Origin of the sequence: Vibrio sp. 10N.261.52.A1, from assembly GCF_002876325.1 — a bacterium.
GTDB lineage: Bacteria > Pseudomonadota > Gammaproteobacteria > Enterobacterales > Vibrionaceae > Vibrio > Vibrio chagasii.
Window position 1 is genome coordinate 1 of sequence record NZ_MCYD01000961.1, and the last position, 2,854, is coordinate 2,854.

General features: G+C 44.1%; 3 protein-coding genes. 2 read left to right on the forward strand and 1 reads right to left on the reverse strand.

The window, feature by feature from the left end; translation table 11 throughout:
• Together BCT81_RS20865 and BCT81_RS20870 are read left to right on the forward strand one after the other, a co-directional pair.
• Positions 1 to 721 (forward strand): putative PEP-binding protein (locus BCT81_RS20865; RefSeq protein ID WP_102425694.1); only part of this gene is annotated, 721 nt, incomplete at its 5' end.
• Positions 722 to 897: 176 nt separating this feature from the next.
• Positions 898 to 1,383 (forward strand): DUF4442 domain-containing protein, encoded by a 486-nt coding sequence (locus tag BCT81_RS20870; RefSeq protein ID WP_102425695.1) that lies wholly within the window; start codon positions 898 to 900, stop codon positions 1,381 to 1,383.
• 102 nt (positions 1,384 to 1,485) lie between these two features.
• Here the strand turns inward: BCT81_RS20870 and BCT81_RS20875 are convergent, their stop codons facing one another.
• Positions 1,486 to 2,841 (reverse strand): hypothetical protein, encoded by a 1,356-nt coding sequence (locus tag BCT81_RS20875; protein ID WP_102425696.1) that lies wholly within the window; start codon positions 2,839 to 2,841, stop codon positions 1,486 to 1,488.
• Between the last annotated feature and the right edge of the window lie 13 nt (positions 2,842 to 2,854).

Here is a 2,854-nt window from a genome sequence, read left to right on the forward strand (position 1 = left end):
TTCTGATATAGAGAAAACCTCTCTAGACGCCATTCTTGGTGGCAAAAGCGTTGATGAGCATTTCGTTTCTACCTTAGTTACGGCGATTCAAGTGGCAGTTCAACCAAATCATACTTCTGTACGTATCGCGTTAAGCAACGCTGACAGCTACGGCTTTCGTTCGCTGTTAGGCGGTAATTGCGAAGTGGAAGAAGTAAACCCAGCACTTGGTGTTCGTGGTGTTGCGCGTTATGCGACACAAGAATACAGCAAAGCCTTTGCTTTGGAGTGTCAGGTCGTTAAAGCTCTGCGTGAACAAGGCATTAATGTGGAAGTGGTAGTTCCTTATGTGCGTGCATTAAGCGACGCGGCTAAGATCATCGATTTACTTGCAGAGCAAGGTTTGCCTCGTGGTTTGAATGGCTTGAAGGTGTTGTTCTCATGTGATGTGCCATCTGCCGTTCTACTGAGTGAACGTCTACTGCATTACTTTGATGGTGTTGTGGTGAATGTCGACAGCCTAGCGTCTTTTACACTTGGTGTTGATAAGCAGAATGAAGCGCAGCAACACGCTTTTGATCCACAAAACGAAGCGGTAATTACACTGCTAGATATGATTGTTAAGGCGACACAGAACGCTAAGAAACCCGTTTTACTTGTCACTCAAGGTTTGGTTGATTATCCGCGCTTACAAGGTTACATCGCTGACCTTGAAGGTGTTGAAACCGTCGTGACGGCATAAATCAGTCTGTTGCTGTAATTTACCAACTTGGCGTATGAGTTGGTTCGAAGCGCTAATGCTTTGAGAATAAAAGAGATATCATTGTGTGATGATATCTCTTTTTTGTAACATTTTTTTGACATTTAAATCGTTAGTCGATTAACTGGTCTGATGACTGATTAGGCTAGGTGATTCCAATGTTAACCCCTCTACAAAAAGCAAATTTCTATTTAAGCATGTTTGGCTTTTTCAAAGTCCCACTCATCTGGCTGTGTCGACCAAAGCTTCTGGTACTCGATAACGAGCGTGTAGAGGTGAAAATTCCGCTTAGAAGGCGCACCAAAAACCATCTTAATAGCATGTATTTCGGAGTTTTAGCTGTAGGTGCGGATGTAGCGGGTGGCTTTCTTGCTATGAGTAAATCTCAACAGCAAGGTGAGAAGATCTCTTTGGCGTTTAAAGAGGTGACAGGTAACTTTCTGAAGCGACCTGAAGGCGATGTGCATTTCACTTGTACTGACGGTGAGCTGATCAACACTATGCTGGCAGAAACCATGTCGACCGGAGAGCGAGTAAATCAGCCAGTAACCATTATCGCAACCTGCCCATCACTGCATGGCGAAGAGCCCATGGCAGAATTTACACTCACGCTCTCTATCAAAAAAATCCCATCTAGAAAGTAACCACAAGTATCTGCTTAGAATGGTATTTGGTGGGGCTCGAACTAACAAAAACGGTATGTGAATGTATATCCACATACCGTAATAGCACGAATCGCAGTAGTTCTATGACTCTTGTGTGATTTGCTCGATATCGACAATCTTTGAACGGTTCATGACTATTTTCCAACGATAGTAAGTTGGTTCATTATCGTGGTTGTTCTCTTTAATGATCAGATTGAGCAGGTGACGCTTCTCAACGGACTCTCGACTCACTTGACCTTCATTCAATCGATAAATCTTGTTCGAGCCCTTATCCATTAAGCGTGTCAGCGCTCTTAGACTGATCGACAAGGTTTCACGCGTTTCCTCGTAGCCACTCATAAACGTTGATGTCGACATCTCCGTATGTGAGCGATAATGCAAGATTTGCTCTTCACGCTGCACCACACGTTTTTTGCGTATCGACTGAATTCGGTCTGCGAGTTTAGAAAAGCTTGCGTAGTCCAACCACTCGAGTTTATGACCGACTGACTTATTGGTCGTTGGGTCGTAATAACGGCGTTTCCACTTTGGCTTGCCTTTACGAAGCCAGCGCCAAAGAATATCTCTTAAATCGTCTTTGAAGATCTCGCGTAGCGCATAGATAAAAGACATCGCGACGATGAAAGAAGCGGTAATCTCTCCTAGGAAATCTCGGGCTAAGATAACCGTTGTGGTCACAACCACCATCACTAGACCTGTCGCTACACCTTTCACAGCTCGTTTCACGTTTTTACCCATCGAGGTGGTTTTCTCTTTGAGTACGATAGGGTGTTCAATCAAACGACGCAGTAAGCGCATTTTGTTACTCAAGCGGGTGACGTCTTCTCGTACCTTGGCAGAGTTGTATCGGTTCAGTTTTCGGTGAGCGGTCTCTTTGTCGCAAAGGGTTAAAAGGCGCTCTTTAATGGTTGAATACTCACTACCACGAGGCATGTGTGACACTAGTGATAGGAACTTTTGCTCGGTGTACCAAGATAGATAGTTGTCGATATTGGCGTAGTAGCGTTTTAAGTTTTCTTCATAAGGGATACTTCGACGCAGCTTCTTTAATATGTCTAAAGCCAGTTCGATAACTTCATCCACTTCGTCTGCCGTTACGTCGTCACTATCATTCTTGTTTAAGCTGCTAACGGCTTTATCTAGTGCGATAACATATTGGTAGGCGAACAAGCTCAAACTTACACGGTATTGAGTGGTAGACAGTCGTCCACGTTTTGCCAAACGACTGTGTACCAGAGGCAGTAGTGTTTTATCACTGTAGTACGCGCGTTTTTGAGTGATTGAGCTATAGAAAAATGCGCTCTCAGAAAGTACCTCTGGAGTGAGTCCAAGTTCACCGGGAATGAATAGATAAACGTCCATGTCGAGCTTTTTTGTCTTAGCCATTGCATGGTTAATTTTGAGTGTTATCGCATCTTGTTTATCAACGGTGATCAACGATGGCTCCTAG